Origin of the sequence: Salirhabdus euzebyi, from assembly GCF_014207435.1 — a bacterium.
Classification (GTDB): domain Bacteria; phylum Bacillota; class Bacilli; order Bacillales; family Alkalibacillaceae; genus Salirhabdus; species Salirhabdus euzebyi.
Genome location: NZ_JACHGH010000006.1, coordinates 32,591 through 58,518 on the forward strand (window position 1 = coordinate 32,591; position 25,928 = coordinate 58,518).

General features: G+C 36.8%; 18 protein-coding genes and 1 pseudogene. 16 read left to right on the forward strand and 3 right to left on the reverse strand.

Annotated elements, in window-relative coordinates; translation table 11 throughout:
- The first annotated feature begins 98 nt into the window (after positions 1–98).
- The 10 genes and pseudogenes from HNQ94_RS10985 to HNQ94_RS11035 all read left to right on the forward strand — a co-directional run bounded on the left by HNQ94_RS10985 (position 99) and on the right by HNQ94_RS11035 (position 17,521).
- Positions 99–1,592: an amidase family protein gene (locus tag HNQ94_RS10985; protein WP_174496665.1), complete on the forward strand. Its 1,494-nt coding sequence runs from the start codon at positions 99–101 to the stop codon at positions 1,590–1,592.
- A gap of 157 nt (positions 1,593–1,749) precedes the next feature.
- Positions 1,750–4,086, forward strand: a complete 2,337-nt coding sequence (gene helD, locus HNQ94_RS10990) for an RNA polymerase recycling motor HelD (RefSeq protein ID WP_174496664.1) — start codon at positions 1,750–1,752, stop codon at positions 4,084–4,086.
- A gap of 201 nt (positions 4,087–4,287) precedes the next feature.
- On the forward strand, positions 4,288–6,021 hold the full coding sequence (locus HNQ94_RS10995) for an ABC transporter ATP-binding protein (protein WP_174496663.1): 1,734 nt from the start codon (positions 4,288–4,290) through the stop codon (positions 6,019–6,021).
- Positions 6,022–6,064: 43 nt separating this feature from the next.
- Positions 6,065–7,834: an ABC transporter ATP-binding protein gene (locus HNQ94_RS11000; RefSeq protein ID WP_174496711.1), complete on the forward strand. Its 1,770-nt coding sequence runs from the start codon at positions 6,065–6,067 to the stop codon at positions 7,832–7,834.
- 321 nt (positions 7,835–8,155) lie between these two features.
- Positions 8,156–9,721, forward strand: a complete 1,566-nt coding sequence (locus HNQ94_RS11005) for a BCCT family transporter (RefSeq protein ID WP_174496662.1) — start codon at positions 8,156–8,158, stop codon at positions 9,719–9,721.
- 574 nt (positions 9,722–10,295) lie between these two features.
- Positions 10,296–12,257 carry a BglG family transcription antiterminator gene (locus tag HNQ94_RS11010; protein WP_174496661.1) on the forward strand — a complete coding sequence of 654 codons (1,962 nt, stop codon included), beginning with the start codon at positions 10,296–10,298 and terminating at the stop codon, positions 12,255–12,257.
- Between the two features lie 16 nt (positions 12,258–12,273).
- Positions 12,274–14,137, forward strand: a pseudogene (locus HNQ94_RS11015) (fructose-specific PTS transporter subunit EIIC).
- Between the two features lie 92 nt (positions 14,138–14,229).
- Positions 14,230–15,180 (forward strand): mannose-6-phosphate isomerase, class I, encoded by a 951-nt coding sequence (manA, locus tag HNQ94_RS11025; RefSeq protein WP_174496658.1) that lies wholly within the window; start codon positions 14,230–14,232, stop codon positions 15,178–15,180.
- A gap of 223 nt (positions 15,181–15,403) precedes the next feature.
- Positions 15,404–16,009: an alpha/beta hydrolase gene (locus HNQ94_RS11030; RefSeq protein WP_174496657.1), complete on the forward strand. Its 606-nt coding sequence runs from the start codon at positions 15,404–15,406 to the stop codon at positions 16,007–16,009.
- Between the two features lie 147 nt (positions 16,010–16,156).
- On the forward strand, positions 16,157–17,521 hold the full coding sequence (locus HNQ94_RS11035; RefSeq protein WP_174496656.1) for an FAD-binding oxidoreductase: 1,365 nt from the start codon (positions 16,157–16,159) through the stop codon (positions 17,519–17,521).
- A gap of 50 nt (positions 17,522–17,571) precedes the next feature.
- Here HNQ94_RS11035 and HNQ94_RS11040 read toward each other — a convergent pair whose 3' ends face one another.
- Positions 17,572–18,465, reverse strand: coding sequence for a MerR family transcriptional regulator (locus HNQ94_RS11040; protein WP_174496655.1), 894 nt, complete (start codon positions 18,463–18,465; stop codon positions 17,572–17,574).
- A gap of 248 nt (positions 18,466–18,713) precedes the next feature.
- Between HNQ94_RS11040 and HNQ94_RS11045 the strand changes: the two genes are divergently transcribed.
- The 4 genes from HNQ94_RS11045 to HNQ94_RS11060 all read left to right on the forward strand — a co-directional run bounded on the left by HNQ94_RS11045 (position 18,714) and on the right by HNQ94_RS11060 (position 20,892).
- On the forward strand, positions 18,714–19,427 hold the full coding sequence (locus HNQ94_RS11045) for an MBL fold metallo-hydrolase (RefSeq protein WP_174496654.1): 714 nt from the start codon (positions 18,714–18,716) through the stop codon (positions 19,425–19,427).
- A 3-nt stretch (positions 19,428–19,430) separates the two neighbouring features.
- Positions 19,431–20,015, forward strand: a complete 585-nt coding sequence (locus HNQ94_RS11050; RefSeq protein WP_174496653.1) for a TetR/AcrR family transcriptional regulator — start codon at positions 19,431–19,433, stop codon at positions 20,013–20,015.
- On the forward strand, positions 20,012–20,362 hold the full coding sequence (locus HNQ94_RS11055; RefSeq protein WP_174496652.1) for a YrdB family protein: 351 nt from the start codon (positions 20,012–20,014) through the stop codon (positions 20,360–20,362). Before HNQ94_RS11050 ends, HNQ94_RS11055 begins: the two co-directional genes overlap by 4 nt.
- A 188-nt stretch (positions 20,363–20,550) precedes the next feature.
- Positions 20,551–20,892, forward strand: a complete 342-nt coding sequence (locus HNQ94_RS11060) for a DUF2680 domain-containing protein (RefSeq protein WP_174496651.1) — start codon at positions 20,551–20,553, stop codon at positions 20,890–20,892.
- 124 nt (positions 20,893–21,016) lie between these two features.
- Here HNQ94_RS11060 and HNQ94_RS11065 read toward each other — a convergent pair whose 3' ends face one another.
- Entirely contained in the window at positions 21,017–21,196 is a 180-nt protein-coding gene (locus tag HNQ94_RS11065; RefSeq protein WP_174496650.1) for a small acid-soluble spore protein H, read from the reverse strand.
- 162 nt (positions 21,197–21,358) lie between these two features.
- On the opposite strand from HNQ94_RS11065, the gene ltaE reads away from it, so the two are divergent.
- Together ltaE and HNQ94_RS11075 are read left to right on the forward strand one after the other, a co-directional pair.
- Positions 21,359–22,381: a low-specificity L-threonine aldolase gene (gene ltaE, locus HNQ94_RS11070; protein ID WP_174496649.1), complete on the forward strand. Its 1,023-nt coding sequence runs from the start codon at positions 21,359–21,361 to the stop codon at positions 22,379–22,381.
- Positions 22,382–22,523: 142 nt separating this feature from the next.
- Positions 22,524–24,374: a dihydroorotate dehydrogenase gene (locus HNQ94_RS11075; protein WP_174496648.1), complete on the forward strand. Its 1,851-nt coding sequence runs from the start codon at positions 22,524–22,526 to the stop codon at positions 24,372–24,374.
- A 69-nt stretch (positions 24,375–24,443) separates the two neighbouring features.
- Here the strand turns inward: HNQ94_RS11075 and HNQ94_RS11080 are convergent, their stop codons facing one another.
- Positions 24,444–25,913 carry an amidase gene (locus HNQ94_RS11080; RefSeq protein ID WP_174496647.1) on the reverse strand — a complete coding sequence of 490 codons (1,470 nt, stop codon included), beginning with the start codon at positions 25,911–25,913 and terminating at the stop codon, positions 24,444–24,446.
- Between the last annotated feature and the right edge of the window lie 15 nt (positions 25,914–25,928).

A 25,928-nucleotide genomic window follows, 5' to 3' on the forward strand; every position in this document is an offset into this window, starting at 1 on the left:
AGCCAAGTTTTTCTAATCCTCTATTTGTATAAAAAGGGGTACATCCTTTTGTAGAGAATAAAGTAAGTAAATGGTTTTTCTAAAAGGGGGATATTGTGGTGAGTTTATTGAATTACAAAAGCTACGATGGGTTAGGGTTAGCAAAATTGGTGAAGGATAAAGAGGTTCAGCCTGTTGAGCTTGTGGAGGAAGCAATTAAACTTATCGAACAAGAAAATCCTCGTTTAAATGCAGTAGTACATAAAATGTATGAACAGGCTAAAAATCAATGTGAAAAACCAATAGGTGGAACGTTTGCTGGAGTCCCGATGCTCCTAAAAAACATTACACAGGAAATAAAGGGTGAGCCTATGACGATGGGCTCAAAACTATTGCATGGCTATCGAGCAAAAGAAGACTCTTATTATGTAACAAAATTTAGACAGACTGGTGCTTTATTATTAGGTCAAACAAACATACCAGAGTTTGCCTTAATGGGAATTACAGAACCAAAGGCGTACGGACCAACAAGAAACCCATGGAACACCGAATATACGCCTGGAGGTTCTAGCGGGGGAGCTGGAGCAGCAGTTGTCTCTGGTATGGTTCCGATTGCAGGGGCAAATGACGGTGGTGGTTCTATTCGGATACCTGCAGCTTATTGTGGGCTATTTGGGTTAAAACCGACAAGAGGGCGAACCCCAGTAGGTCCAAAGGTCGGACGAAACTGGCAAGGAGCTTCTGTTGATCATGTCTTGACCAAAACGGTACGGGATAGTGCGGCAATGTTAGATGAACTAAAAGTGGTGGAAGCAGCAGCTGCTTTTCATCCCCCTTTTGTACATGAAAACTATCTGAATATAGTCGAACAAAAGAAAAACCAATCCTATACAATCGCCTTTTCCACTTTATCTCCTTTAGGAACAGAAGTAGATGAAGAGTGTAAAGAAGCCGTAATGAAAACAGCTAAGTTATTGGAGAAGCTAGGACATAAAGTCGTAGAGGAAAATGCCCCTGTTAATGGAGAGCAATTAGCTAAAAGTTATATGACAATGTATTTTGGAGAAGTAGCTGCTACCCTTAAAGAAGTAGAGGGATTAGTGAATAGAAAGGTAAAGCAAAAGGATGTTGAACCGACCACTTGGTTACTAGGTTTACTTGGGAGAACAATATCTGCAGAGGAATTTGTCTTAAGTTTAAGAGAATGGGATAAGGCTTCTTTCTTGATGGAACAGTTTCATGAAAAATATGATTTCTATATGACCCCAACTACAGCTACATTACCTGCAAAAATTGGACAACTAGAGTTAAAGAACTCGGAGAAGGCATTGATTCAAATAGCTAGTAAACTGAGACTTGGAAAAACGTTACACAAAATCGGTATCGTAGATCAATTATCCAAGGAAAGTTTAAAACGCACTCCTTTTACGCAATTAGCTAATTTAACTGGCCAACCGGCCATGTCAACACCACTACATAGGACAGAAAGTGGATTGCCGGTGGGTGTACAGTTTATGGCTGCAAAAGGAAGGGAAGATATACTCTTACAGCTAGCTTCCCAGCTAGAACAAACAGACAACTGGTTACATGTTAATAAAGCTTTCACAAAATAATAGGTAAGGAAATTGTATTTTTGTTCGGACAAATGGAGAAAAAGAATAGGTAAGCAATTTTCATAATAAGAAAAATCATATTTGTGTTAATATGAGGTTAAAATTACCATAAGATAAAAGTATGTAATAGAGGAATAAACGTATAAGGTGGGTAACGATGGACCAAGAAAGTAAAGACTTTATCGAGGAACAAAAACGAGTTGATTTTGTTATTGAAGAAATAGAAAGAAAAGAAGATAAATTAGCTCGTCATGCGCATGAAATTAAGGAGCGAGTTATTGATCTTCGCAAATCCTTCTGGGATGACGTTACCGTGAATATAGATGATCCAGATGACATTATTGAGACTCAAGCAAGTATAAAACAACAAGCAGAACTTTTGTCAGAGCGAGAAAGAAGTCATGGACAATTAAGCGAAGAGTTAAAAACCTTAAAAAGATTAAAGGATTCTCCCTATTTTGGGAGAATTGATTTTTTGGAAGATGGAGAGAAAAAAACAGATAACATTTATATCGGTATTTCATCCTTAATGGATACGAAAGATGAAGATTTTTTAATTTATGATTGGAGAGCACCTATTTCTAGTCTGTATTATGACTACCCTCCTGGCCCAGCGCAATATGATACTGTTGATGGCAGTATTGATGGGGAAATGAAATTGAAGCGCCAGTTTATTATTCGTAATGGATATATAAACGGGATGTTCAATACAGGACTAACAATAGGAGATCATTTATTACAATCGGTACTAGGCGATAATGCTAGTGTATCGATGAAAAGTATCGTTGCAACAATTCAAAAGGAACAAAATCAAATTATTAGAAATGACAAATCAAAATTACTTATTGTTCAAGGTGTAGCTGGCAGTGGTAAAACATCCGCAGCACTACAAAGAGTAGCCTATTTACTTTATCGTTACCGTGAAATCTTAACATCAGAAAATATTATTCTTTTCTCACCAAATCCATTATTTAATAGTTATGTAGCTACTGTTCTTCCTGAGCTGGGTGAGGAAAACATGAAACAAACAACCTTTCAAGAGCATGTGGAGGAACGGTTAGGTAACCAATATGATATAGAGACACCTTTTGAACAGATGGAATACTACTTAACAGGTGATGATCATAACAGTGAATACGAAGCACGGGTAGAGGGAATTCGCTTTAAAGCAAGTTTGGTATTCAAAAAATGGATGGATGACTATTTAGAATATCTTTCTAGTGAAGGTATTATATTTAGAAATATTAAGTTTCGTGGGGAAAGAATTTTGACTAAAGGTCAAATTGAGGATTACTTCTATGGTTTAGATTCTTCTATTTCTATTGCAAACCGCATGGAATTAGTACGTGATTGGATAGTAGAAACACTAAATAAGCTAAAACAAAAGGAAATAAAGCAAGACTGGGTTTTAGAAGAATTAGATTTAATGGAAAAAGAAGATTATGTTAATGCTTTTCAACAGTTAGAAAAGGGTAAGCAATTCACGGAAGATTCTTTTGACGATTTTGAACGGGAAGAAGAATTATTGCGTGAAATGGTTGTGACTAGGAAGTTAACGCCGTTACGGAAAAAAGTTAAAGCTCTATCGTTTGTAAATGTACACGCAACTTTTATGAACTTTTTTCAAAGATGGTCACACGAGAACAAGAGCGAAAGTGAACCGACAAACTGGTATGACATATGTAAGCAGACTGTTTCAAATATGAAGCAGAAGGTTTTAGCTTGGGAAGATGTTTCCCCCTATTTATATTTGCAAGACCATATACTTGGATTTTTAGTTAATCGCACGATACGTCACGTTTTCATAGATGAAGCGCAGGATTATTCACCATTTCAGTTTGCTTATATTAAAGAAAAATACCCATACAGTAGAGTGACGTTGCTAGGTGACTATAACCAGGCAATTTATGCCCACACATATGCTGGGGAAACATTGTTATCGCCAACTAACGAAAATGAAAGTGAACGAATAACATTAACGAGAAGTTATCGTTCTACGAAAGAAATTGTGGATTTCACGAAGGATTTAATTACTGGTGGAGAAGTAATTGAACCTTTTAATCGAGAGGGAACAAAACCAAGTTTATGTATGACGCAAAATGAAAATGTACTGGTTTCCCTCATTGTAGAGAAATTGAAAAGCCTCAGGGAAAAGGGTTATGAGACAATAGCGGTTATATGTAAGACGATGGAAGAAAGCGAAAGGGCTTATAACCAACTAAAAGATTATTTGCCTATTAAGTTCATGGACCAAAATACAAAAACGTTCCAAAAAGGTCTTATCGTTATTCCGGCTTATTTAGCAAAAGGGATTGAGTTTGATAGTGTCATTATATATAACGCCTCGGAAGAGAATTATTGTAAGGAAATAGAAAGAAATCTTTTTTACACCGCATGTACACGGGCAATGCATGAATTGATCATGTTTTCCCATGGAACGCCAAGTACTTTTATTCAGGCTGTTTCAGACGAAAAATATATTCTTACTGATTGAGGATTGCTATGTAAATAGTAATCCTTTTTTTGGCCTTTAAGAAAGTTTAACTTTGATAAAGGATTAAAGTATAAGAAAAATTAAGGTTTTCGCCATAAGGACTTGGCGACAAGCCAAGTTTTTCTAATTAAACTATTTTAAGTGATGAAATTTTCAGACTGTTATATAATTAAGGTTATACTTTTGAACATAGGTGATGACGTGAAAAAGATTTTTGGCTATTTACTAACATATAAAAGATCAATGTGGATTGCTTTATTTTTGATGGCAGTCGAACTAGTTGTAGAGCTTGTTCAACCATTAATTATGGCTGCAATAATAGACGAAGGTGTTATGACTCGTGATTTAGGTGTAGTTATTAAGTGGGGAAGCTTATTGCTAGGTTTATCGTTAATTGCATTTATAGCAGGTATTGTCAGTTCCTTCTTTGCTTCCGGGGTTAGTCAAGGTGTCGGGTATGATTTGCGAGGTGATTTATACAAAAAGGTTCAGCAGTTTTCCACCTCCCATATTCAACGTTTTTCCACTTCCTCATTAATTACTAGGATGACGATAGATGTAACGCAGGTACAAGCATTTATTTTTATGGGACTACGAATCATGCTAAGGGCTCCCTTGTTTATTATGATTGGAATCGTGATGGCTTTAATGATTCATGCACGTTTAGCATCCGTTTTCGTAATTGCTGTACCAGTATTAATTATACTCATGCTATATATTGTATCAAGAGGTGTAAAGTACTTTAAGCGGGTTCAAGAAAAGTTGGATACAGTTAATTCTGTTATTCAGGAAAATTTAATTGGCATGCGGTTAGTGAAGGCGTATAATCGTGGATCCCATGAAGATAAACGTTTTGGAAAAGTAAATAAGTCTTTAATGGAACAGAATGTAAAAGCATTACGTCTCATGGAACTAGCAACCCCAATTATTATATTCGGGATGAATTTTAGCATCGTGCTTATATTATGGTTCGGTTCCTTTGAGCTCAATGCAGGTACAGCACAACCTGGTGAAATTGTTGCTATTTTAAATTATGGAACAAGGATTATGGGAGCTATTGGTATGTTTGGTTTTTTAATTATGAATTTCTCTAGAGGTAAGGCATCAGCTACTCGTATTTCTAACGTTCTAGTCGAACAAGAAGATGAGGAGTTAATGGAACAAGGAAATAGGAACCCGCAGCTTGTAAAGGGGGAAGTTTCCTTTCAAAACGTTACGTTTCATTATCCTTCTTATGAAAGTCCTGCCTTACAAAATGTTACGTTTTCCATTAATGAGGGAGAAACAGTTGGCATATTAGGGGAGACTGGTTCCGGAAAAAGCTCACTTATTCAATTAATTCCAAGACTGTTTGAAGTGTCTTCGGGTGAAATTCTCATTGATCAAAAGGACGTTTACGATTGGGATGTTGCCCAGTTGAGGAGGGTAGTCGGCTTAGTCCCTCAGGAAGCACATTTATTTACAGGAACAATTAGAGAAAATATTAAGTGGGGAAATGAGGAAGCTTCATTAGAAGAAGTGATGGAAGCGGCTAAGAGTGCCAACATCCACGACTTTATTATGACGTTACCAGAGCAATATGAAACGTTAGTAGGTCAGCGAGGTGTGAACCTTTCAGGAGGTCAGAAGCAAAGACTTTCTTTAGCTAGAGCGCTTGTTAGGGACCCTAAAATATTGTTGTTAGATGATAGCACAAGTGCTCTTGATGCTCATACGGAAGCAGAAATACTAGAAACGTTGAAAAAGAAAGCATGCACAACAATAATAGTTGCTCAAAAAATTAGTTCTGTTAAAGAAGCGGATAAAATTCTATTGCTAAGTGACGGTCAGCTTGTAGCAAGTGGGTCACATGATCAATTGTACAAAACAAATCCTTATTATCGTGATATTTACAAGTCCCAAATCCAAGAGGAAGTGTTAGAATATGGCGATTAATCATAATAAAAATAATCAAACTCAAAGGCCGCCACATCCTCATATGCGCTTAGGGAAGCGTCCGAAAGTAAAAGATGTGAGAGGGACAATTAAGCGTATTTGGTCTTATATGAAAAAGGATAAAGGACTATTTATTCTAGTACTTTTCCTCGTGTTATTAAGCTCGGCTTTTGCCCTTTTAGGACCGTTTCTTTTAGGGGTTACTGTTGATAAACTGATAGAAGAATTTAACACATCCGCTCTTCTAGTCATGCTTTCTATCCTAGTTGGAATCTATATTCTCCACGCCACTACAGAATGGACGCAAAACTTTATTATGATTGATGTAGCACAGCGTACTGTATTCGCGATGAGGAAAAAATTGTTTTCCCATTTACAAATGCTACCTATGGCGTTTTTTCAAAAGCGTCAGCATGGGGAATTAATGAGCCGATTAACGAATGATATGGAGAATGTAAGCCGTACGCTAAATACATCTGTCATTCAAGTGGCTACTAGTCTTCTAACGATAACCGGGACAATAATTGTTATGCTTTGGTTAAGTCCGTTGCTAACAGTATTAACACTTGCAATCGTTCCCATCATGTTTGGTGGTTTAAAATGGATTACAAATCGAACCGGTGTTTATTTTAAAGAGCAACAAAAGAACTTGGGAGATGTAAATAGTTACATCGAAGAGACACTATCAGGGCATAAAATCATTAAAACCTTTTCGCAGGAAAACAGAGTGATAGACGAATTTGATGAAAAAAACAAGGCGCTAAGGGATTCCGGATATTGGGCCCAAACCTATTCAGGTTTTATACCAAAGCTAATGAATATGCTTAACAATGTGAGTTTTACGATAATTGTTGGAGTCGGAGGAATTCTGGCAATTAACGATATTGTTTCCATTGGGGTTATCGTTACTTTCACAACCTATTCTAGACAATTTACTCGTCCTCTAAATGATTTGGCTAATCAGTTCAATGTTATTCTATCTGCTGTAGCAGGTGCAGAGCGAGTATTTAATATTATGGATGAAGAAAAAGAAACAGATGAAGGTAGGAAAGAGGAGGCAATAAAATCGATAAAGGGAGAGGTCACCTTTAAAGGGGTATCATTTGCTTATGAAGAAGCTCAAGATACGTTATTGGATGTTAGTTTTCGGGCCTCCCCTGGGGAAACGGTAGCTCTTGTTGGACCAACGGGTGCTGGGAAAACAACAATCATATCATTGCTTTCTAGATTTTACGATGCTCAAAGTGGTGAAATTTTAATTGATGGGAAAAATATAAAATCGATAACGAGGGATAGCTTACGTGCTCAAATGGGTGTTGTTCTACAAGATTCGTTTCTGTTTGAGACAACTGTTCGAGAAAATATAAGATATGGTAATCTCCATGCCTCTGATTTGGAAGTTGAAAAAGCTGCGATAGCAGCTAATGCACATGACTTTATTTCAAAACTACCTAATGGTTACGATACAATTCTCTATTCAGATGGAAGAGGGATTAGTCATGGGCAACGGCAGTTAATATCTATTGCTAGAGCAATGCTTGCAAATCCAGCGTTATTAATTTTAGACGAAGCAACTAGTAGCATTGATACAATCACTGAAATGAAAATTAATGAAGCTTTAGCAAAATTAATGGAAGGCAGAACTAGTTTCGTAATAGCTCATCGATTAAATACTATTCAACGAGCAGATTTAATATTAGTTTTAAAAGAAGGAGAGCTTATTGAGCAAGGTACACATGATGAACTGTTAACGAGAAATGGCTTTTATGCCGACTTATTTCACACGCAGCAAAGCAAGCAGAATGTTTTATAATGTTCTGCTTGCTTTTTATTCAACAAAGATCGCAAATCCTTAATTACTCCAGAGAGTAATTGACGATATTTAAATTTATTACTATAATATTGAATTAGGTGTTTTAAAACCACTTGAATTGGGTATATAAAAATACCTCTATAGAGAGGTTTAAATAAAGACGATAGGTAGGTGTAATTATCCAAGACGATTATTATAGGCGTATACGTTTTGAAATAAGAGCAAACTGTAAGTCCGTTCCATAGTAATTTTCCTCTGTCTTTTCATAGTTTGTTATACAAAAATGACGAGCTTCTTCGTTAAAAAATCAGGAGGATAACAATGAAACCGAGAAAAACAAACACAGATTGGACTACGTTTGCTGTAAGTGGTGGGTTTTTATCCCTTTTTGTTATTATTGCATTAATAGATATTGATTTAGTAGGTAGTTTGGTTACAGAATCTTTTAATTGGTCTGTTACATTTTTTGGAGCTTACTGGCAGTTATTATTATTTGGAACTTTCGCAATAGGAATTATTTTAGCTTTTTCTAAGTACGGTAAAGTTCGATTAGGTAAAATGGATAAACCAGAGAATGGTTATTTCCGCTGGATTTCAATGATCTTATGTACGCTTTTAGCTAGTGGTGGTGTTTTCTGGGCTGCTGCGGAGCCAATCTATCACTTCGTAACAACTCCGCCGTTGTTTGCAAATGATGGAATGAGTGCAACAGAAGCAGTACTACCTGCATTATCACAAAGCTTTTTACACTGGGGCTTCCTAGCTTGGGCGTGTTTAGGAACGTTAGCAACAATTGTCCTCATGTATGCTCATTATCATAAAGGATATCCACTTAAACCTCGCACGATTTTATATCCAATCTTTGGAGAAAAAATTTTCAAAAAAAGTTTATTAGGTTCTGCTGCTGATATTGTATCTATTATTGCAGTAGCTGCAGGTACGATGGGGCCTATCGGATTTTTAGGTATCCAATTAGGTTATGGTTTACATTCTCTATTTGGTATTCCTAATTCTTTAACGACAAATATTATAATTGTTGGTGCTTTAATTGTAATTGCTGCTATTTCGGTAGCAAGTGGTGTTGATAGAGGAATTCAATTTTTAAGTCGTTTAAACGTAGGATTTGTGGTGCTTTTAACTGCCATAATGTTAGTAATTGGTCCTACAATGTTTATTATTGATTCTTTCATTGCTGCAGAGGCATTTCATTTACAAAATTTCTTTGAAATGACGCTATATCGCGGCGACCAAGCTTGGTTAGGGTATTGGACAGTATTTTTCTGGGGGTGGTTCTTAGGATATGGACCAATGATGGCTATATTTATAAGTAAAATTTCCCGTGGACGTACTATTCGTGAGCTTATCATAGCTGTTTCCGTTGTGGCGCCATTAGTAAGTAATTTTTGGTTTACAGTTGTTGGTGGAACTGGGTTATTCCATGAAGTTAACAATCCAGGAACAATTTCTGGTCCACTAAGTGACGGTGGAATGCCGGCTGCGGTGATGGCCATCATGGACCAATTGCCTATTGGATTTATTATGGCAGTAGGATTCCTGATTGTTACCCTTGTATTTGTATCAACCACAGTTGATTCTATTTCGTATACTGTAGCTGTAACACTAACAGGGAATGACAATCCACAAAAATGGATAAGAGTATTTTGGGTATTACTTTTCGGTATTCTATCCGTTGTGTTGTTAACAATTGGAGAAGGTAGTATATCAGCGTTACAAAATTTTATTGTTGTAACAGCTATTCCTGTTTCTCTATTACTACTTCCGCCACTTTGGAATGGTCCAAAGCTGGCAAAGCAAATGTACCTAGAGCAGCAACAGGAATTAAAAGATAAAGTAGAAACAGATGATAGTGGAAAACAAGCTAGCTAATTTCATTTAAATCAGTAAAAGCACGACAGACGAAGTAATTTCTGTCGTGCTTTTTTTACTGCTTAGGAAATTATAAAATTTCGGACTTGTGGATAGGTTAGTTGCACGGGGGAGCCACGTCTAGCTCCAGCACCTACCCCCTCGGGACATAAGTCAATTCCTTCTGTAGCAAAAACCTCCACGGCAGGTCTTGTCTTATGCCTGCCTTAGGCTGAGCAAGGCGCTTGCGCTTTTGTTCTTGAATAAAGAAACGCAAATATGTGCTTAGGATATTTCCAGCTTGATTTAAGATAATAGGAAAAAACTATAAAATGCAATGAAATTTTGAAAGGATTTGCTCTTTAAAGATGTGCGTGCCTTTCTGATTCAAGAGTATAGCAACAAACGATGCGAAATGAGCCAAAAAAATATAAGCTCAATAGTAGTTGTTGATCTTTCGCATTGTATATAATGGATAAAAGTTACCGTAATATGTGGTAATGTTTTTTACTATTTATCATCTTGAAATAAGTTAAGATAATTTACGGAGGAGAAAAGGTTCTCTTTTCTCTTCTTGAAAATGTGGTGAAAGCGAATGCATTCTAGAAGAAGTCAGCTCCTTCATATACTGCTAAATACCAAAGAATATAGTGCAGTTATGTCTTTATCAGAAATGCTCTATTGTTCTGAGAAGACGATTAGAAATGATTTGAAAGCGCTTGATGAGTATTTACAGGATTATCAAACGTTAAAAATTATAAGGAGACCAAGTTTAGGTGTGCTGTTAGAAGGTACAGATCGAGAGAAAAATAATCTGAAGCATAAACTAAACATGGAACCCTCCAAAATGTCCGGAAATAACCTATTTTTACATATTATTAAGCTGCTGTTGACCTCGGATGAGGCCGTATCAAGTCAACGTATTGCTAACGCGTTATATGTTTCTAAGGGAACGGTAAGTGCAAAATTAACAGAAGTAGAACAATGGTTAAGCACTTATAACCTTGAGCTTATTAGACGACCTAACGTGGGTCTGAAAGTAGATGGGCCAGAACGAGATTGGAGGCGTGCTTTATCAGACGTGGTTGAACAATTGGCCGATGTTGATTCTTTTGTCCTGAATTTAGACCAACTTCATTTACTTGAAGGGGTTCTTCATCCATATGAAATTGCCATTATAGAAAACGAAGTAAGAAAAATAGACCGGCAACTTGAATTTCCATTAACTGATCAATCTATTGTAAATTTAACTGTTCATATTGCAATAGCGATAAAAAGGATAAAAAAAGGTTTTCGGATTGAAATGCCTGAGTATGAACTGATCAAGTTAAGGGAGAAAAAAGAATTTTTGCTTGCTACGTTTCTTTCTGAAGAACTGGAGCAAAAGTTGTCCATTAAGGTACCCTTATCAGAGATAGGCTATATAACCTTGCATTTCCTTGGGGCACATGTTCGATTCGCAAAAGAACACTTGAATGCTGAGCTAGATAAAACGATTGGAAAAATTGATCAAGAAGCATTTCGCTATGTGCAACAACTTGTGAAAAAAGTTTCTCTTGTTATAGATGAACAATTATACAATGACCAAGAGCTTTTAGTAGGGCTATCTATTCATTTTCATTCAGCCTTAAACCGGTTAAAACACGGCTTAGGAATGAAGAATCCCATGATTAAAGAAATTAAAAATATGTACAGGTATACTTTCGAGGTACTTTTATCCTTTATTCCTTCTCTAGAACAGGAGCTCCAAGTCGATATTCCTGAAGATGAAGTAGGCTATATGGTATTGCACTTCCAAGCTGCATTAGAACGACTTGAAAAAAGCCGGAAGTATAACCTGAAAACGATTATCGTCTGTGCAACAGGAGCAGGAACATCAAAATTATTAGAGGCAAAACTGTCTAGTTTATTACCAGAAATGATTATTTTAGATACGGTTTCTATTTCCCACATGAAAAAAATGATCCAAGAACAAAAACCGGACTTTATTATAAGCACTGTTCCACTTAAAGAGAAGCTAGTACCAACTGTTATCGTTAGTCCACTCTTACCTTTACATGAGCAGAAAAAGGTCATGGAATTTTATGAAAACAGTAAGCAATTAAACAGTCAGAAATCTACTGCTTATCCTACGCTACTAAAGAAGATTAGCTCTGATTTAATCTTTCTTAATATAAATGCAAAAGACAAAATGGATGTTATTCAAATTCTTGCGCAAAATATGTATGAAAATGACTATGTAACAAAAAAATTTGGTGAGGATGCGAAACGTAGAGAAAAGCTTTCTTCCACTTATATAGGTGGTGGAATAGCTATTCCTCATGGTAACGTACATGAAATTATTCAATCAGGTATTGCAGTCGGAAGGTTAACTCATCCAATTAATTGGAGTAATGAAAAGGTTCAGTTGGTTTTTATGCTTGCAAATAAGGAAATAGCAAAAGAAGATGTGAAGAAGCTGTTTTCTGAATTAGCAATTTTAGTGGAAGACGAAAAAGTGTTAAAAAAATTACAAGACGTAGGTACTGTGGAAGAATTTTGTAATGCATTTCAATAAAAGGAGGAATAATTACATGAAGCTTTTAGCCATTACATCATGTCCTAATGGTATTGCCCATACGTATATGGCAGCCGAAAAACTAGCTAAAGCGGCTGAAGCAATGGGTCATGAAATAAAAGTAGAAACACAAGGTTCTATAGGTGTAGAAAATGAGTTGACTGCTGAAGAAATAAGAGCAGCGGACGGTATTATTATTGCGGCGGATAAGCAAGTAGATAAGAGCCGTTTTAATGGGAAAAAAGTATTGGCAACTGGTGTAGGTGAAGGAATAAGGAAACCTGAAGAGCTAATCAAGAAGTTTGAAAACGATGAAGTTCCCGTATATGGTAAAGAAGATAGTACGGAAGTGAAAGAAGAAAAAAGAGGAAAAGAAAATCCTATTTATCGAAGCTTAATGAATGGTGTATCTTATATGATTCCATTTGTTGTAGTGGGTGGGTTATTGATTGCCTTGGCCCTTGCTATAGGTGGGGAACCCACACCAACTGGTTTGCAAATTCCGGAAGGCTCCGTTTGGCAAACCATTCTTAATGTTGGTGCAGCTAGTTTCACATTAATGGTGCCAATTTTAGCTGGTTTCATCGCCTACAGCATAGCGGATCGCCCAGGTCTTGCTCCAGGTATGGTCGGTGGTTATATTGCTGCTACAGGAAGTTTCTATGGGAGTGACGCAGGGGCTGGCTTTATTGGTGGTATCATTGCTGGTTTCCTTGCTGGGTACATTGCAAAAGCAATTAAACGAATTCCTGTTCCAAAAATGGTTCAACCCATTATGCCTATTTTAGTCATTCCGTTAGTGGCAACATTTTTAGTGGCTGTGATTTTCATTTTCGTTATTGGACAACCTATTGCAGGACTTATGGAAGGATTAACTTCATTTCTTCAAGGTATGGAAGGTGCAAGCCGAATTGTGTTGGCTCTTATTTTAGGTGCCATGATTGCATTTGATATGGGTGGTCCATTTAACAAGGTAGCATTCTTGTTTGGTGCTGCAATGATCGCAGAAGGAAATGCCTACATCATGGGTGCTATTGCTGTTGCTATTTGTACGCCTCCGTTAGGCTTAGGTTTAGCAACACTTCTTAATAAGAAAAAGTATGCAGATGAAGAACGAGAAGCTGGTAAAGCGGCTTTAGCTATGGGGCTTGTAGGAATAACAGAAGGGGCAATCCCATTAGCAGCACGAGATCCACTTCGTGTTATTCCTAGTATAATGATTGGTGCGATGGTTGGTTCTGTTATTGCGATGATGTCTAACGTAGCAGATAATGTGCCTCACGGTGGTCCAATCGTTGCCGTGTTCCAAGCAGTCGATAATGTATTAATGTTTTTCATTGCTATCATTGTTGGTGTTCTTGTGACCGCATTCCTCGTAAATGCGCTTAAGAAACCAATAAAAGAATAAATTAAAGGGGCGGAGATTAATGAAATTAACAGATTTGTTAACAGAAGATTTAATTAAGATGGACGTAGAAGGATCTACAAAAGATGAAGTTATGAATGAACTTGCTTCTCTAATTGAAGCCAATGGAGCTCTAACAGAAAAGCAGCCATATATAGATGCTTTACATGCTCGTGAGCAACAAAGTAGTACGGGTATTGGTTTTGGTATTGCTATTCCCCATGGGAAAAGTGATGCTGTAAAAGAACCACGTGTTGCCTTTGGTATTAAAAGAGACGGAGTAGATTGGGCAAGTATGGATGATGAACCAGCGAATCTTATTTTTATGATTGCTGTTCCAGAAAAAAGTGCCGGCGATGAACATTTGAAGATTTTACAAATGCTTTCACGTAAATTAATTGATGATGAATTCCGTCAAAGCCTACTAAACGCTACAACTAAAGAAGATATTATAAAGCTAGCTAGTGAAATTTAATTTTGGGAAGGCTAAAAGAGGAGGGGAAACCCTCCTCTTTTAATGGTAAAATATGGAGTGTAACAGAATGGTGGAAAGGTTGTGGGTAACAAATGAAAAAGGAACCACTTTTTCTAGAGCCAGTGTTTCAGGAGCGTATTTGGGGTGGAACAGCATTGGCAGAACAATTTAATTATGATATTCCTTCTAATAAAACAGGTGAATGCTGGGCGATTTCAGGTCATCCAAACGGTACCACAAAGATTAAAAATGGTACATTTCAAGGGACTTCTTTAGACGATATTTGGCGCAATAATAAAGATTTATTTGGCAACTATCCAGGGGAAAAATTCCCGCTTTTAACGAAGATTCTAGATGCAAATACTGATTTATCTGTTCAGGTTCATCCTAATGATGAATATGGGATGAAGTTTGAGAATGGGGAGTTAGGAAAGACGGAGTGCTGGTATATCATTGATTGTAAAGAAGGTGCAGAAATGATTTTTGGTCATAATGCATCATCAAAAGAGGAATTGCGTACCATGATTGATAATGGACAATGGGACAAGCTCCTTAGAAGGGTTGCAGTAAAGCCTGGAGATTTCTTTTTTGTTCCAAGTGGGACCATTCATGCCTTATGTGAAGGTACGTTAGTATTAGAAACTCAACAAAGCTCTGACACAACATATCGAGTTTATGACTACGATCGTACTGATAACGAGGGGAATAAAAGAGAATTGCATTTAGAAAAAGCAATAGATGTTACAACAGTTCCACATCAGGAACAAAAGCAAAATTATCAAACGGAAACGAAAGCAGGTACCGTAATCACTACTTTTGTCCAAAGTGAATATTTCACTGTGCAAAAATGGAATGTTCAAGACAATACAGAATTCACTCAAACAGAAGCTTTTTCCTTGTTTAGCGTTCTGGATGGGGAAGGTACCATAGATGTACAGGGATCATCTTATAAGGTGAAAAAAGGGGATCACTTCATTTTGCCACATGATTTCGGTGCATTTGAATTAAACGGTAAATTAGAGTTAATCGTTTCTCATCCTTAAGAATCCGTATTAATACGGATTCTTTTTAGACTTTAAGAAAGTTAAACTTTGTTAAAGGATTTAAGTATTAGAAAAACTTAGGCTTTCGCCATAAGGACTTGGCGACAAGTCAAGTCTTTCTAATATGGCTTGCGTATAAATGATTAGTTAGTTATTATTTGTAATTTAAGGATTATAAAAGATAAAATAGAGGAAATAAAGCTTAACTAGGGAGGTAATTGTTGTGAAACATATTTTTCAACAAGGTTCCGATAAAAATAAACCTACACTACTTTTATTACACGGTACAGGTGGAACAGAATCAGACCTACTACCATTAGCGAGTATAATTGATAAAGAGGCCTCTGTTTTAAGTGTTAGAGGAAATGTATCAGAAAATGGAATGCCTCGTTTTTTTAAACGTTTAGCAGAAGGTGTTTTTGATGAGGAAGACCTTATTAATCGTACAAAGGAGCTTTACGAATTTTTAGATGAGGCTGCTGAAAAGTATTCTTTTGATCGGAAAAACATAATTGCTGTAGGCTACTCGAACGGCGCAAACATTGCTGGAAGTTTATTGTTCCATTATAACGATGCTTTAAAGGGGGCAGTGTTGCACCATCCAATGGTACCAAGAAGAGGAGTAGAATTACCAGATCTTACAGGAACCTCTGTGTTACTCACAGCTGGTAAAAACGACCCGCTTTGTCCTCCAGCCGAATCAGAGGACTTAAAAGAGCTATTAGAAAAAGCTAATGCTAAGGTGCAAATTCATTGGGAAAATAATGGCCACCAATTAACAAGAACAGAAGTTGAAGCTGCCGCTGATTGGTATAAAGCGCAGTTATAGAAGGGACCGATACGTTATTAGCGTATCGGTTTTTTTACGCATAAAACGAATAAAATTTTTCAGAAAATAACAAAAAAACATTTAATAACGAACGATAAGTTGTTATAATGAACAAGTAATTTTTACCAATTAGAAAGGATTGATAAAATGTTTAGTACGTTGGAAAGTAAGTTAGGTAATCGCTTAGTATTACCAAATCATGATGCTTATGATGAATTAAGGAAAGTTTGGAATGGTGCGATTGATCGTCGTCCTAAGGCAATAGTGGTTTGTGAATCAGAACAGGATGTCGTAGATGCAGTAAATTTTGCGAAGGAAGAAAATTTACATATTTCCATACGTGGGGGCGGTCACAATTTAGCAGGGACTGCAGTGTGTGATGATGGATTGATGATTGACCTATCTAATATGCGAGGGGTTGAGGTAGACCAAGCTAAAAAAGTGGCAATCGTGGAAGGTGGTGCGAAGTTAGGGGATATAGATGTAGCTACGCAGAAGTATGGACTTGTAACACCAACAGGTACTGTTTCCAAAACAGGGGTAGCGGGCTTAGCTTTAGGTGGCGGCCTAGGGTACTTACGTGGAAAATATGGTTTAACATGTGACAACATTGTTGGAGCACATATCGTTACAGCTGAGGGTGAGCTAATTTATGTCCATGAAAATAATCATCAAGATTTATTTTGGGCTATAAAAGGTGGAGGAGGTAACTTTGGGGTAGTTACCAAATTTGAATTTCAGCTTTATGATTTAGGTCCAGAAGTACTAGCTATAGATGTAATGTATGACTATCAAGATGTTAAAAGTATTCTTACAAAAGCGCAGGAATTTCTAGAAAATGCTCCAGACGATATTTCCTTCAATATTACTGCTATGATGCTTCCGCCAGCACCATTCCTACCAGAAGCCTTACACCATAAAAAAGTAGTTGCTGTGTCTGGTCTTTATGCAGGTGACCCGAAAAATGGGGAGTCTGTTATTCAGCCACTACGGGAATTAGCTAAACCAATTGTAGACCAATCAGGAGTTATTCCTTACGAAGAATTACAAAAGAAATTAGATGTTATGGTTCAGGACCATATACCAGTTTACGGAACTTCTCTTTATTTTAAGGACCTAGATGAGAAGACAATAGATGTTCTTTTAAATAAGCTTGAAAATGCCCCTGTACCTACCGTGTTATCCCAATTGTGGGCATTAAGCGGGAAAATGAACAGAATTCCTGAAGAGGAAACAGCTTTCGCTATCCGTGATGCGTCATTTGTTTTGCTACTTGATGTAATGGTAATGCCGGGTATGGATGAAGAGGTATGTAAACAATGGGTAGATTCTCTCTATGCAGATTTACTTCCTTATTCCCACCGAAATGCATCTTATCTCAATGGAATTGCATTATTGGAATCAGCTACGAAAAACACGTTTGCTCAAAATTATGAACGATTATTGAGCATTAAAAGGAAATATGATCCATCTAATCTTTTCAGACATAATCATAATATTGATCCAAAATAAACTAAAGAAAAGTTACCAGCGCCTATTAAGTTAGGGGTAGGTAACTTTTTTTAGTGAATTATGGAATTAAACCAACTTGCCCATTGTTTACGATCATAGGATAACACCGAATCCGATAAAGATAAGGGTGTATTTTTAAAGCCTTGCCCACCTAACACAATCTTAGTAGTAGAAAATTTCCTTTTGCAGGATTGAACCCATTCTTCAATCTGTTCAACATGAGCAGGGTCCGTGATAGAAATGGCAACTACATCTATTTGTTGTTTGTCTATAATAGTTAGTAAACTATCTAGTGGTGTGTTAGGTCCTAGGAAAATGACTTCTGAACCTTTAGCACGTATAAATAAACTGAAAAGCATTAAGCCAATTTGATGACTTTCCCCTTCAGGACAGAAAGCTAAAAATTTCGGTAAATGACTTTTTACAGGTAAAATACGAAAATAATGATTGAATCGCTGCAATATAAGTTGACTACTAAAGTGCTCTTGACTGACAGTAACGTTACCAAGCTCCCATTGATATCCAATCTTATGCAAAACAGGAGTTAAGATATGGTGAAAAACATCTTCAAAAGGAAATAAGGAAAAAGCTAAATCAATTAGTTGATTAGATTGTGACGTATTTAAATTTATTAGAGACTCAAAAAGCTCATCTGATAATTGCTGATAATCTTTATGACCACCTTGAATAGGGACGGGGGTAGGAGAAGTTTCCTGGCCGGCTATACCTTTTTGGTTTAAAAGATGAACGGCTTCCCCGATCTTCATTCCTTTTTCTTGGGTTTGTTCCTTCAGCCATTTTAAGGTCTCTATTTCTTTGTCACTATATAAACGATGTCCTCCGTTACTTCGGATAGGAGAAACGACATGATAACGATTTTCCCATGCTCTTATCGTAACGGTTGGAATATCTAACAACTCGGATACTTTTTTTATACTGTACATGTGTTGTCCCTCCGTATTAAATTATTATACACAATTTATACAATTTGATATAGTACTGTATAACTTGCTGTTGATTCCAAAATGATGGCTAGTTTGAAAAGATAATACCCAAAAAAGCGGAGAGAAGGATACTAGATTCCTTCTCTTTTTTTATGGAAAACAAGAAAAATTTAACATTTCTCTTGACTAACTAATAACGTTAGTTATAATAAAACTAATGATATTAGTTTATGAATGGAGATGAAATAATGAGAGTATTACAGGAAGGTCATTTGTACCAAATAACTTTTATGCCGAATTTTTTTCCGGTAAGTTGTTACTTAGTTGAGGAGAAAGATGGTTTAACGCTTATAGATGCTGCGTTACCGTATAGTATGAAAGGCATTTTACAAACTGCAAACAAAATAGGGAAACGGATAAACCGCATTGTATTAACACATGGACATGGTGACCATGTAGGCGCACTAGATGCACTTAAAGAACAATTGCCTGATGTTCCGGTGTATATTTCAGCGCGTGATAATCGACTACTGGCTGGAGATCGTTCACTTGATGAGCACGAAGCAAACAAACCAATACGAGGTGGCGTACCTAAAAAGGTAAAAACGAGGGCAGATATTTTGCTTAAAGATGGCGATGAAATTGGTTCCCTTTTAACTATTTCTTCACCAGGTCATACTCCCGGATCTATGTCATTTCTAGATAGTAGAACTCATGCATTAATTGTAGGAGATGCTTTTCAAACAAAAGGTGGGTTAGCGGTTACCGGACAAATGCGTCCCTTATTCCCTTTCCCAGCAATGGCTACTTGGGATAAACAAAAAGCAGTTGAGAGTGCTAAAAAACTAGTAGCTTGTAAACCAACTATATTAGCAGTTGGTCACGGAAAAATGATAAAGAACCCAATTTCTTTACTAGAAAAAGCGGTTGAAGAAGCAGAAAAAAGGAATAAGGAGAATTAAAGAATGTCACCTAGAACTGGTTTATCTATTCAAGATTTATTAAAAGCGGCTATTCAAATTGCAGACGAACATAGTGTAGGTGCTGTAACATTAGCATCTGTAGCGAAAAAACTCGAAATCCGTCCTCCGTCTTTATACAACCATGTAGATGGTTTAACAGGATTAAGGAAGGAGCTATCAAAGTATGGCTTAAAGATGCTGTATGAAACACTAGCTTTTTCTGTTGTTGGGAAAGCTGGAGATGACGCAATCCGTGCGCTAGGTCATGCTTATATATCCTTTGCTAGAAAAAATCCTGGTTTATACGAGGCGGTCACATTAATTCCTGTTTCAGATGATAGAGCTATACAAATAGAGGCTGATAAAATAGTAACCCTTGTTTTAAAAGTGATGGACTATTATGAGCTTGAGGAACGAATGGCTCTACATTATGTTCGCGGATTAAGAAGTGTTTTACACGGCTTTTCTTCTTTAGAACGAAATGGTGGATTTGGAATTCCTCTTGATTTAGATGAAAGTGTGCAATTGGTTCTGGAAACTTTTATTAATGGATTGGAAAATAATAAGGAAAGAAGTATAGAGAAATGAGTAATATGTTAGAAGTATTAAAAGTACTAAATTTGAGTGTAAGATTTCTGTTAGAACTTTGTGTATTGTTTATTTTAGGTTATTGGGGTTATAAAATAGGTGGTACTACATCCTTTAAAATCATTTTAGCTATTATTGTTCCATTAACTATTGCTATAGTATGGGGAGTTTTTGGCTCTCCACATGCACCTATTAAATTGTCTGTATTAGTCCATGCAGCAGTGGAATTTTGTATATTTTTTCTTCCTTTCCTAGCACTTTATACATTAAACTACTCATCAGTCGCAATTTTATATGCTACTTTTGTAGTAGCTAATAGGCTATTGATGTTCATATGGGGTCAGTAATAGGTAAATTTTTTTGTGTGGAAAATAGTAAAAACTGCAAAATAGCATATGCTCTCAGAGTAATATGCTATTTTTGCTAAGTAAAATCTAAAAATAAAGGTGTAATACTCGGTTAATGAACATCTTTTTTGTATAAATACCTCGAAAAGAAAAAGACTAAAAAATAGTTGGAAAGGAGGTTTGAATATATGAAAAAAATCTTGTCTATTTGTATGGTTTCTCTACTCAGTTTTAGTGTTATGTTTAATATAAATATCCATGCTGAGGATACTGCCGTAGAAAAGCCGAACGTAGAATTAAAAGAAGATCAAAAGAAAGTGCTTGACCAAATGTACGGGGAGCTATTAGAAAAGCACAAACAAATCATTGAGAAATATGTAGAGTTTGGATTAATGAGCAAGGAAGAAGCGGATAAGAAATTCGAACGCCTACAACAGTTCCATGAAAAGCTTAAGGAAAGCGGATATGTACCCAACTGGGAACATGGGAAAAAAGAAAAAGAAAAATACCATAAGAACAAAGATCAATAATACTTAACCATCATAAAGAACTACATTGCGTAGTCCTTTACTTAATGGTAAAACCCTTTGCATAAGTGCAAAGGGTTTTACGTGTTATGATATAGAAAATATAACTTATGTTTAATAATCGACTTTAATGTTCCTGTAAATTTTCTAAAGGTACATCTTGTTCTTTGTTCGGTTCATCTAGAGGATAAACTCTAGCAGTCGCTTCATCTTCATTGACGTGTTGAATGTAAATCGGTGTGCCATTAAATGTGACATTAATAATTTCAGGTGATTCCACTATTTCTTGAGCACGTTGTTTTTGCATGACCTTCCCTCCTTTAAACTAGTAATAGTATTATGTTTTCTCAGAACTGCTTAAGTATTCCATTCAATTTGAAACTTTTTTCTCATTTTAATACCTGCAACGAGATGTATCGTGTAGTAATATAGTAATAAGATGAAGAACTAAAGGAAGGGGATTAGACTCATGATTGATTTGCGTAGTGACACAGTAACAAAACCAACAACCGCTATGAGAGAAGCGAGCTATAAAGCATTGGTTGGGGATGATGTGTATGGAGAGGACCCTACTGTAAATAAGCTAGAGGAAAAAGCTGCAGAATTAACTGGGAAGGAAGCAGCTCTATTTGTTCCGAGTGGAACGCAAGGAAATCAAATTGCTGTTTTAACACATTGCCAATTAGGTAATGAAGTCATTCTGGAAGAAAATGCACACATTTATTTGTACGAGGGAGCAGCAATGTCTGCGTTTGCTGGTGTACAGCCAAGACCTTTAAAAGGGATAAGAGGAGCGTTAAATCCTGAAGACGTAAGAAATGCTGTTCGTCCAGATGATCTACATTTTCCTGAAACAGGGCTCATTTGCTTAGAAAATACGCATAACAAAGCAGGCGGAGCAATCATTCCTTTAGAAAATATGAAGGCAATACATGAAATTGGCCAAGAGCATATGGTGCCTATACACTTGGATGGGGCAAGATTATTTAATGCTGCTGTTGCTTCTGGCATACCAGTAAAAGAATGGTCTTCTTATGTTGATACGGTTCAGTTTTGTTTATCAAAAGGATTAGGAGCACCAGTAGGTTCCATGATAGCAGGTTCAAAGGAATTCATTAGACAAGCAAGAAAGTGGCGAAAGAGGTTAGGTGGAGGTATGCGTCAAGTGGGTGTGATTGCTGCACCTGGGTTAATCGCCTTAACGGAAATGGTTGACAGGTTAGCTGAGGATCATGAGCACGCAAAAATGCTAGCAGACGGGATTAAAAATATAAAAGGTCTTGAAGTAGAAAATGAAGTAGAGACTAATATTATACTAATTAACGTGGAGAGAATTGGTCATACGGCGGATTCCTATTTGGAGGCATTAAAAAAGGAAGGTATTCTTGGCGTAGCATTTGGAGAAAAAACAATAAGGTTCGTAACAAACTTTGGAGTAATGAAAAAAGATATAGAGCAAGTATTAGAAAGAATGCAGAAGTTAGTTTTGTAATGAGGAGTGTTTCGGCACTTCTCTTTTTTTACCCAAATGCAGGTATGTGCTCGCCAAGTTAACGAAATATATCTTTCTCATTTATTTCCATTCAGTAAACTGATAAACTAAGGGTGCAATTATAAGTAAAGGTGTGGATATTATGCCTGATTGGTCCTATCATCCTTTAAAAAAGATTCTTTTAGATAAGATGATGCCTTCAAAAAGCAGGGCGTTTATACATCAAGCTATGAATATGATTACTTCTATCCCTGGAGGTAGGAGTATAATTCATTTTTTAGGACATTTAAAACCTTCACCTAGATTAAGGCGTAGCGTTAATCAAATAAAATTTCAATCACCAATAGGATTGAGTGGAAGTGTTGATCCGTATCTTTCAGGGACAAAGGCCTTTCAGGAACTGGGTTTTGGTTTTTTAGAAGTAGGCCCTATTGTGCTGAATAAATCCTATGAGGTCAAACCCCGAAAAACAAGTAGCAACCGTATACAATTTTCTATTCACGAAGAAAAAGTTCTATTAAAGCATGCGATTAGGAAACTAGCTACGTTAGAAATGAAGATTCCTATAATAGCTAGACTGGATAAGGACTTAACAGAAGCGGAATGGAAAACAGCAATCCAACATCTTTCTCCATATGTAGACGCTTTTTTCCTAACAGATTTCCAATTACAGCACTTTGTCATAGAGAGTAAATACGATATAGCTCGTCCTGTTTTTGTTATACAGACAGGGGAGAAAGAGCTTGTCATGACCCATCTTAACCAGTGGTTCAGTAAGGGAATCATTAAAGGAGTAGTTTTGGAGGGATTAAGGGATGTTGAAAATGGATACTGGATTGAATCTCTAAATGCTAGAGAGGAGTTAATCAATCGTCTGATTAAGATAAAAAAAGAAATACCTGACATGATTTCGGTTACATCTGGTGTAGTCAATTCCCCGGAAGATGCCATTCTATTATATGAGGCTGGGGCTGATTTCTTTCTTTTAAGGGAAGGGTATGTCGAAACTGGCCCTGGATTACCGAAACGAATTCAAGAACGTATTTTATATGAAGAACAAAAAAGAGAAGAACCTAAAAAACAAGGGTTTATATGGTCCTTTTTGTTTGGGCTTTCTATTTTTATAGGTGGCGTTATGGCATTAATTTTCAGTATGACTTCCGTCTTGTTACCATATGATGAAGCGTTTATTGGGCTCACAAGGGATGAAATTTTAGCAATAAATCCGCTTGTTTTATCATTCATGGCACATGATCGAATGGCACTTGCTGGCACAATGATTTCCGGCAGTATACTTTATATCCAATTAGCAAGGTATGGAATCAGATACGGTCTACATTGGGCAAGAAGTGCGTTCCATACAGCTGCTATTGTTGGCTTTTTAGGAATATTTCTATTTATCGGTTTCGGCTATTTTGATTGGCTTCACGGAATTTTTTGGCTTTTATTACTTCCTATCTACATGGCAAGTTTAAGGGAATCTAAAACAGCAATTCATTCCCCAACACTTTCCAAGGCAATAAATGATAAAGCGTGGAAAAATGGTCTTATTGGACAGCTTCTTTTTGTTATCTTAGGGTTTTCCATTTTATTAGGTGGAATAATCATATCTATTATCGGGGTATCTGACGTTTTCGTATCGACTGACCTTCAATTCATGTGCATGTCACCAGAAATGCTCCAACAAATGAATGATAAATTAATCCCAGTAATTGCACATGATCGTGCAGGATTTGGTGGAGCTTTAGTGAGTGTGGGATTACTAGTACTGATGCTTTCCTTGTGGGGATATAGACGAGGCGAAAAGTGGTTGTGGAATACAGTGGCTATAGGTGCACTCCCAGCATTCATAGCAGGAATAGGGACCCATCTGTTCATTGGTTATACAACGTTCATTCATTTATTGCCTGTTTATTTTTTAATGGTTCTTTATGTTTTAGGATTAGCCTATTCATACCAATTTTTAAAAAAGGGTGGAACTTCCAAAAAGTAATGTGCTTTTTATTTAAGCGTAATAAGTCAAAAAAAAGAGTCCCACTAACTAATGCGGGACTCCTGTTTTTTAGTCTAATTTTGGTTCCTTACGAAGCTTAGTAGCCTGTTCGTATGCATATCCTATTTGAATTAACTTTTCTTCTTCAAAAGCCTTGGCAGTGAAAGTAACACCAATTGGTTTTCCTTTGTCTGTGTATCCTGCTGGAACTGTGATGGAAGGGTAACCCGCTTTTGATGGAATTCCAGCACCTAAATTATTCGGAAATAAAACGGCATCTAGATTGTTCTCCTCGATAACAGCGTCAATACCTTCTGTTTTCGCTAAGTACTGATCCTTCTCTAAACTAACTAGGTATTCTGATTCTGTTAAGGTTCCACTTGTTTCCTCGCTTTTGATCAGCATCGTTTGCCCGTGCTTTAGAGCTTGTTCTTTGTATTTTTCGTTAAATGCAATAACATCTTTTAATGAGCGGACTTTTACATCAGCGCTCGTATTTCTTAAATATGCATTTAAATCAGGCTTGAATTCGTAAACGAGTACATTAATGTCCCAGTCTTCTTTTTGAGACGGAATTTCAACAGGATCAATGATGGTAGCTCCGTTTTTTTGCAGTTCTTCTATTGCTTCATCCAATAATTTTACTTCTTCCTCACTTAAATGATCAAAATAAGGATCTCTAGCTACACCAATACGTAAACCATCTATTCCTTTATCAATATTAGTGACATAATCGAAGTCTTCCTTCGTTACCTTTACGGTAGCAGGATCATGACGATCTACCCCTGCAATTGCAGCTAATACGTGAGCTGCATCTTTAACTGTTCGTCCTATTGGGCCAGCTGTATCCTGTGAATGAGAAATGGGGATAATGCCACTTCGACTAACCAAGCCTACTGTTGGTTTGATGCCCACAACGGAATTAGAGCTAGCTGGACTTAAAATAGATCCGGATGTTTCTGTACCTATTGCAACGGTCACTAAATTTGCTGCTACAGAGGCACCTGAACCACTACTTGAACCACCGACATCAAATGTACCAGGTCCATAAGGATTTAGTACCTGTCCGCCACGAGAGCTATATCCATTAGGCATATTTTCTGTCATGAAATTTGCCCATTCCGTCATATTCGCTTTCCCAATAATAATGGCCCCTGCTTCACGAAGCTTTTGAGCAACAAAGGAATCTTTCGTTGCAACATTATTCGCTAAGGCTAATGATCCTGCACTAGTATGAAGATGATCATTTGTATCTATATTATCTTTTAAAAGAATAGGTATCCCATGCAATGGACCTCTAGCACCTTTTTCCTGGCGTTCGGCATCTAATGCTTCAGCTATATGAACAGCCTCTGGGTTAAGTTCTAAAACGGAATTTAAATGAACACCGTTTTTATCATACTTCTGAATGCGGTCAAAATACATAAACACAAGATCTTTTGCGGTTATTTCCCCAGCTTCCATAGTTTGTTGTAGGTCATCAATGGAAGCTTCCACTAATTTTTGTTCTGCGAATTCTTTTAATTTTGGATTGAACATGAGAACATGACTCCT

Coding starts and splice junctions, on each gene's coding strand:
- HNQ94_RS11005 (WP_174496662.1), top strand. CDS start 8,156: ATGAAACCGAGAAAAACAAACACAGATTGGACTACGTTTGCTGTAAGT.
- HNQ94_RS11075 (WP_174496648.1), top strand. CDS start 22,524: ATGCCTGATTGGTCCTATCATCCTTTAAAAAAGATTCTTTTAGATAAG.
- HNQ94_RS11050 (WP_174496653.1), top strand. CDS start 19,431: ATGTCACCTAGAACTGGTTTATCTATTCAAGATTTATTAAAAGCGGCT.
- HNQ94_RS11035 (WP_174496656.1), top strand. CDS start 16,157: ATGTTTAGTACGTTGGAAAGTAAGTTAGGTAATCGCTTAGTATTACCA.
- ltaE (WP_174496649.1), top strand. CDS start 21,359: ATGATTGATTTGCGTAGTGACACAGTAACAAAACCAACAACCGCTATG.
- HNQ94_RS11065 (WP_174496650.1), bottom strand. CDS start 21,196: ATGCAAAAACAACGTGCTCAAGAAATAGTGGAATCACCTGAAATTATT.
- HNQ94_RS11080 (WP_174496647.1), bottom strand. CDS start 25,913: ATGTTCAATCCAAAATTAAAAGAATTCGCAGAACAAAAATTAGTGGAA.
- HNQ94_RS11000 (WP_174496711.1), top strand. CDS start 6,065: ATGCGCTTAGGGAAGCGTCCGAAAGTAAAAGATGTGAGAGGGACAATT.
- HNQ94_RS11045 (WP_174496654.1), top strand. CDS start 18,714: ATGAGAGTATTACAGGAAGGTCATTTGTACCAAATAACTTTTATGCCG.
- helD (WP_174496664.1), top strand. CDS start 1,750: ATGGACCAAGAAAGTAAAGACTTTATCGAGGAACAAAAACGAGTTGAT.
- HNQ94_RS11040 (WP_174496655.1), bottom strand. CDS start 18,465: ATGTACAGTATAAAAAAAGTATCCGAGTTGTTAGATATTCCAACCGTT.
- HNQ94_RS11060 (WP_174496651.1), top strand. CDS start 20,551: ATGAAAAAAATCTTGTCTATTTGTATGGTTTCTCTACTCAGTTTTAGT.
- HNQ94_RS11055 (WP_174496652.1), top strand. CDS start 20,012: ATGAGTAATATGTTAGAAGTATTAAAAGTACTAAATTTGAGTGTAAGA.
- HNQ94_RS11010 (WP_174496661.1), top strand. CDS start 10,296: ATGCATTCTAGAAGAAGTCAGCTCCTTCATATACTGCTAAATACCAAA.
- manA (WP_174496658.1), top strand. CDS start 14,230: ATGAAAAAGGAACCACTTTTTCTAGAGCCAGTGTTTCAGGAGCGTATT.